Source organism: Sulfurimonas sp., from assembly GCF_018698455.1.
In the GTDB taxonomy this organism is placed as follows: Bacteria; Campylobacterota; Campylobacteria; order Campylobacterales; family Sulfurimonadaceae; genus Sulfurimonas.
Window position 1 is genome coordinate 1 of sequence record NZ_JABIOQ010000063.1, and the last position, 6,792, is coordinate 6,792.

Annotated in this window: 6 protein-coding genes; 2 read left to right on the plus strand and 4 right to left on the minus strand. The window is 31.1% G+C overall.

Annotation, left to right across the window (positions count from 1 at the left end; genetic code table 11):
- The first annotated feature begins 220 nt into the window (after positions 1-220).
- Positions 221-928 (plus strand): uracil-DNA glycosylase, encoded by a 708-nt coding sequence (locus HOG88_RS09385; RefSeq protein WP_348653176.1) that lies wholly within the window; start codon positions 221-223, stop codon positions 926-928.
- Here the strand turns inward: HOG88_RS09385 and HOG88_RS09390 are convergent.
- From HOG88_RS09390 to HOG88_RS09405, 4 genes are read right to left on the minus strand one after another with little or no spacing between them, the layout of a single operon-like run.
- Positions 903-1,850, minus strand: a complete 948-nt coding sequence (locus tag HOG88_RS09390) for an endonuclease/exonuclease/phosphatase family protein (RefSeq protein WP_295005517.1) — start codon at positions 1,848-1,850, stop codon at positions 903-905. The genes HOG88_RS09385 and HOG88_RS09390 overlap by 26 nt on opposite strands.
- A 56-nt stretch (positions 1,851-1,906) precedes the next feature.
- The gene (locus HOG88_RS09395; protein ID WP_295005519.1) at positions 1,907-3,856 is read right to left on the minus strand and encodes a M3 family metallopeptidase; all 1,950 of its coding nucleotides are present in this window, start codon (positions 3,854-3,856) and stop codon (positions 1,907-1,909) included.
- An 18-nt stretch (positions 3,857-3,874) separates the two neighbouring features.
- The gene (locus HOG88_RS09400) at positions 3,875-4,963 is read right to left on the minus strand and encodes a trypsin-like peptidase domain-containing protein (RefSeq protein ID WP_295005521.1); all 1,089 of its coding nucleotides are present in this window, start codon (positions 4,961-4,963) and stop codon (positions 3,875-3,877) included.
- A 2-nt stretch (positions 4,964-4,965) separates the two neighbouring features.
- The gene (locus HOG88_RS09405; protein ID WP_295005523.1) at positions 4,966-6,282 is read right to left on the minus strand and encodes a hypothetical protein; all 1,317 of its coding nucleotides are present in this window, start codon (positions 6,280-6,282) and stop codon (positions 4,966-4,968) included.
- A 102-nt stretch (positions 6,283-6,384) separates the two neighbouring features.
- Between HOG88_RS09405 and HOG88_RS09410 the strand changes: the two genes are divergently transcribed.
- The gene (locus tag HOG88_RS09410) at positions 6,385-6,609 is read left to right on the plus strand and encodes a hypothetical protein (RefSeq protein WP_295005525.1); all 225 of its coding nucleotides are present in this window, start codon (positions 6,385-6,387) and stop codon (positions 6,607-6,609) included.
- The last annotated feature ends 183 nt before the right edge of the window (positions 6,610-6,792 follow it).

Genomic DNA, 6,792 nt, shown 5'->3' on the forward strand with positions numbered 1-6,792 from the left:
ATTCCGAACCCAGAAGCTAAGCCCCTCATCGCTGATAATACTTATCCTTTCAGGATTGGAAATGTAGGTCGCTGCCTAGTTGGTTGTTTTTTACTTCTTTATTTACTCCCTAATTACTTTTATTATTACAAAATTTACTTTTACTACCAACCCTATCTCTTTACTATTTATATAGATTAATGTTTTTATGTTTACAATTTATTGTAAGATATGGATATTCGTGTGTATATTTAATATTTTTGGAGATGTTATGTTTTTAAGTGATGATTGGAAAAGGTTTTTAAATATTGATGACGATTACTTTATTGTATTAGAAACTTTACTTAATGAAGAGTATTCAAAAAAAGTAGTTTATCCTAAATATGAAAATATATTTAAAGCATTTAACCTTCAAGTTCCTAAGAAAATAAAAGTAGTTATTGTTGGTCAAGATCCATATCATGGTTATGGACAAGCAGATGGAATGGCATTTTCTGTTTCTTCCACTCAGAAAGTACCACCTTCATTAAAAAACATATATAAAGAGTTGGTTAGTGACATTGACTGTTTATACCCTATGAATGGTTCTCTTGAAAAATGGGGAAATGAAGGTGTTCTTTTAATGAATACAGTATTAACAGTAGTTGAGGGAGAACCTAATTCACATAAAAATATTGGCTGGGAAGATTTTACAGATAGTGTTATTAAAAGCTTATCTAATGAGTTAGAAAATATTATTTATATTTTATGGGGTGGTAATGCACAAAAAAAAGAATTGTTAATTGATAGCTCAAAACATTTAATTCTAAAATCTCCACATCCATCACCACTCTCTTCATATAGAGGTTTTTTTGGTTCAAAGCCATTTTCGAAAGTGAATAGTTACTTAAAAAAGAACTCCATAAAAGAAATTGATTGGTGTCTTAGTGCAGAACAAACTCTGCTGTAACTCCAAGGTGGTCTGAAAAGCCCTTTCCTTTATGTACACGAGGTTTTTTTCCTCTAACTTGCCATCTATATATATTTTTTCTTTTAAAGAGGTATTCAGGCTTATATGAAGTAATAGAACCTTTTTTATATGATATATTTTTATCATTTAATAATGAAGACGATATTAAAATATTATCTAAAGCTTCTTTTTTCCCTCTAAATATATAGCTATATCTATTTATATCTTTTGTATCGTACCATAAATTATAAAAGTCACCTTCTTTAACATTTGTTAAAGATGCACTATACTTATAGTCATTAGTCTTGAGAATATTATTTATTCCAGTAACTCCATTAGTGTCATTATGTCTTCGTTTTCTTATAAATATTTTATTTTCTTGATAATGTGAGTTGAAGTCTCCGAGTAAAATGATATTTTTGTCTTTACCTAACTGTTGTGTCCGTTCTAGGAGTTTTTTTGCAGAGACTATTCTCATGCTCTCTGGTCCAGCTTTTGATTTCCAATGGTTCACAAAGAGATACAACTCATTATCTGGAAGTTTTAGTTTAACTTCTAATATATTTCTATATTTATATGATGATGTGACCTGGAGTTCTTTTGAATATATAAATGGTATTTTACTGAGAAGTGCGACTTTTATCGTTGTGTTTTTCTTATCTGCTATTTTATAGTACTGATAGTACAAACCTATTTGCTTTAGAGTATACCTTAGGTCTTTAAGTGATTGGAGGGATTCTATTTCTTGAAGAACAATAACGTCAGCATTCATTCCCTGAATAACTTGAGCGATATTCTTGAGTTTTTTGTGATAGTTTACCTTATTCCACATAGAAGGAGTATATGGAATATACTCCATATACTCATGTCCACTTTTTTGTAAGTCAAATAAATTTTCTACATTATATGTTGCTATTTTCATATTTTGTTCTCCATAAAGTAGTGAGATAAAAAGTAAAAATAGACTAAGTAGTTTCACTACTCAATGCCATTTAAACGTAGTAGTTTATCTGTATCTGCCTCTCTTCCCATTAGCTCTTTAAAAAGAGTCTTCATACTTTTTGCACCACCATAATTTAATATAATATTGAAATAGTTCTGTGCTGTCTTTGAGTCAAATACACCCTCATCCATAACGGCATAAAAAGCATCTGCACTAAGTACTTCTGCCCATTTATAGCTATAATATCCAGCAGCATAACCACCAGCAAATATATGTGCAAATCCATTTTGGAATTTGTTATACTCAGGAGTTTTAACTAGAGCAGTATCTTCTCGTAATTTGTCTAAGATGTTTTGTACTTCTTGCTCTTTAGTCGCATCTGTATGAATCTTTAAATCAAAGATTGAAAATTCAAGTTGTCTAAGCATTCCTATAGCAGATAAGAAGTTTTTACTTTTTACAAGCTTTTCTATCATCTGATTTGGTATAACTTCCTTAGTTTCATGGTGAAGTGCAAATATTTTAAGTACTTCGGGCTCATATGCAAAGTTTTCTAGGAACTGAGATGGAAATTCAACCGCATCCCATTCTACACCATTTACACCACTTACTTCATTTTCATTAACAGATGAAAGAAGGTGGTGAATTGCATGTCCCATTTCATGGAATAGTGTCACTACATCATCATGTCTTAGGAGAGATGGACTACTTGGAGTTGATGATGGAAAATTACAAACAACAAAAGCAGAAGCAAAATGTTCCTTATCTTTTTCATCACGATAGTGTGCTTGCCAGTTATGCATCCATGCACCACCGCGTTTGGATTCTCTTGCTTCTAGATCTAAGAAAATTTTTGCTCGAACCTTTCCTGATACATGTACTTCATACGATAGAGCTTTTTCATCCCAAAGATTTTCATTTATAGCTACAAATTTAATACCGAACAGTTTATCTAAAAAAGTAAACATTCCATTGACAACACTCTGTTGCTCAAAGTATGGGCGATACTCTTCTTCATCAATATCGTATTGTTCTTTTTTTAAGATTTCTGCATAAAATGCAGTATCATAGCTCTGTAAAGATTGAGGTGCAACATTTTGTAGTTCTATTAATTCTTTTGCAGCTTGCTCTTTAGAATTGATAAGAAGATTATTTAAAAACCCAAGTACTTCCTTATCATCTTTAGCCATTTTTGAAACTAATGAATAAGCAACATAATTCTCAAAACCTAGTAGTTTACTCATTTCATCTTTGAGTGCTAAAATTTCATCTATAAGTTTTGCATTCTCTGGTGCACGAGTTACATATGCCTTGTAAAGTTTTTCTCTAATTTCACGATTTTTACCATATGTCATATATGCTATGTATGATGGCATCTGTAGTGTGAACTTATATTTTATTACACCATCCTCTTCGAACTTTGCACTCTCTTTATCACTTTGAGGTATTCCATCCACATCTTCTTCGTTGTCTATAATATATTCAAAAGCATTTGTTGCATCTAACAAGTTTTGAGAAAAGTCATTACTCAACTCACTTTTTCGGATATTTATCTCTTCTAATCTTTTTTTAGACGCAGTATCTAAATGAGCACCGCTTAATTCAAAATGTTGAATATTAAGTTCAACGACTCTTTTTTGCGCATAATTAAGAGTCTCTTTTTCATTTTCAAAGATTTCTTTATAGCTATTATAAATGTCTATATTTTGAGAAAGTTTTGTAGAGTACTCAGTTATAATTGGCAAAGAATCACTATAAACTTTCTGTGTTTCAGTTGAGTTATTAACAGAATCAAGGTGTGATAATGGTGTGAAAAAATTCTCTAAATCTTCTTCTATTATTTGCATGGGTTTAACAAATGAGAGATATGTTTTTGTCTCTTGTTTGAGTAAACTCTCAACCTCTTTATTATTAGACTCTATTATCTTATTAAGTTCTTGTATAAAGCTTTCTAAATCACATTTAAATGTTAAAAATTTTGACATATATTTTCCTTTTTTATTTTAATCTTCTTCGTCGCGTTTCTGGGCTATTGCCCCATATTCATTTATTAAAATGTCATCATAGACATTTGATTGTTTTATTAGTCTACTTATAGCAGTTTTACCTTCATTTAGTGTCAATGAGGAGTCAACAATCAAGTAAGATAAATAGATGCTGTTTTCACTTATAGAAAATTGTAAATATGAAAGTTTATCATTCTCTTTTAATAGATAGTCATAGACCTTATCTATATTTTGTCTAGGAATGGCACATAGCTTACTATCACCAATAATAATACCATTGTCATAGTAGTTGATATCTGTACGTGCACTTCCCTCATCTATTCTCCATGAGGCTTGAGAACGACGTGCTAGTGTGACATTTATATTTTGTGAAGCGAGTATGTCTTCTAGTAGTTTTGTTGGACCAGTTGGATTGTAGCCTTTTCGTCTTTGTCTTGCTACTTCTAGCTTAACACCACATTCAGCACAATAATCATTTTCTATGCTTCTCTCTTCTATGAGGTTTTTACATGAAGGGCACTTTATAATCTCCTCTGATTTTTGATTGCTAAAAGCATCAAGAGCTTCTCTAAGATAAAAATATGGAAGAGAAAATCCAAGGTTATTTGCATTTTGAATGATAAAAGTATTTACCCCTGTGACCTCTCCTTTTTCATTAAGAAGTGGTCCTCCACTGTTCCCAGGGTTGATTGCAGCATCTATTTGAATATATTCAAGATCTCCTTGAAGTCTTGCAGCTCGAGAAACTATCCCTTCTGTCGCCGTATAATTAAGTCCATAAGGATGTCCAATAGCTATAGTAACGTCACCATCTTCTACCATATCTGAAGCAAGTTTGAGTGGGTTTTTTGGTTTACAAAAGTTGTATTCTATAAAAGCAAGATCATAGTAAGGGTCATCATAAATCACTTTTGCAATAGTGCGCTTAACTTTTTTAGCACTAATTACAACTTCTTTTAGCCCTCCAACCACATGCGAATTTGTAATAATGACATTGTCTATTATAAATCCTGTACCTGTTCCATAAGGAGTCATGATTTGCATGATGTTTTCTATGTAAGTTTCTAAAATTGATTGAGTATTCATATTTATACTTCCTCGAAGTTTAGATTTTGTAACAAAAGATAGTAACTATTACTAAATTCATTCATTGATTTAAAGTTTAAAGAGTCTGTGTCAATTTTAAGAGATTTATACTTCCCTTTATTGGATGAGGCAATATTCTGTAGTTTAGATATTATCTCGCGTTTTGCAAAAGATTGTTTCTTCTCATCATAAAGCGTATCACAATTTAAAGCAGAGAAATATGATGTATTTTGAATGACTACAAGCGTATGAAGTAATTCTTGTAGGACTACGTTCATTCCATAATTATAAAGAGAATAAAAAGCTATATATCTATAAATTGTTGGAATGATTTGTCCATACCTGTTGTTTTTATACCATCTTATTTTGATGAGAGATTCTTTTACAAATGCATTAAACTCATCATAAGATGACTTTTCTATTGCTGTGAAAGTGTACTTTGCATTATAAAAACTTTTTGAAAATTCTGAAAATTCCATCTCTTGGAGTTTTAAAAGATATTTTTTTAGCTCTTCATTTTTAGCTTCTACTGTTTCATTTTCATTCCCAAAGTACTCTTGTATCTTTCTTGAGAGCTTAACATACATTTTACATCGAGGAAGGAGCAAATAGTCAATCTTAAAAAAGAAATTTAGATATAAAAAAGATTGCATTCCCGAATTGTCATTTGATGGAAGTGTCAGGACTTTTGTATTTAACTCTTTGATCCAAGTTTTTAAGAGTTTAAACTTCTCTTGTAGCTCTTGTGTGGGGACCTGAGTAATATGTGAAACTTCTTCAAGGGTGACATCATTAAACTCACCCCTTATGTGTTCTTTGTCAAAGTCGGAATTTAGTGCTAATTCTCTGAGTGGAAAAAAGATTTTCTGTGGAGAGAGTGTAATGTTATCAAGGTAGAGTTTGAGTTTTATTTCCTCTCCATCACTGAAGTAATTTACATAAGTAAGTTGATAGTTTCGCTCAAGTATGTAGCGTTTAAGAGCAAGTGAGGCACTTTTACTTTTAACTATTGAAACTTCCGCATGTAAATTTTTTTGTGTAACTACACCGTTTATTTTTGCACTTCCTTGATAGATAACAAAATGTAAATCGTCTTTTTGTCTATTAAGAATGATATTTTCATTTGAAACTTTGTTTGTATAGTTTATGAGTGAGCGAAAAAAGTATTCATAAGCATTGAGAATGTCTTTTTTTTCAAATGCTTCATAAGATAGATTGAAAAGTTCCTCTTCATCTGTTGATATAGTGGCGTTTAACCCTCGTCCAAATTGTATGTTACAAGTTTTTTTCTGCTCAAAAAAGTCTATCCAGTTCATCATTTATATTATCTTTTATCTAGTTATTTTGGAGTAGATATAGTAGCATAAAGTTATAAATGCAATGATGCAAAAGGCAGATTTATAAAACAAAATTGGAGGTTTATGACTTCATTATATAATGCAAGTGAAGTAAATATACAGGATTCTAATATGCAATCAGAAAATATTAAACATTCGGGTTTTGCTCTTGCAAAGAAAAAAGAGCTTAAAGGTAATGATTTTTATGATGTAAAAACCATAGGGAATCTAACTATAGCCGTAGTCTGTGATGGAGTGGGAAGTGTGATGAAGGTGCCCATGCTGCAAAAAGAACCACTAACTAGTTAATAAACAACTTTAAAATATGTCCAAAGACTTGGAGTATTGAAAAATCCATAAAAACTTTTATAAAATCTATTAACTCTATTCTCAATCAAGAATCTCAAATAAACTATGAAAGAAGTGAACTTGTTACAACCCTTACAATAGTGGTTATTGAGGGAGGTCGTCTTTACGGTGCAAATGTTGGCG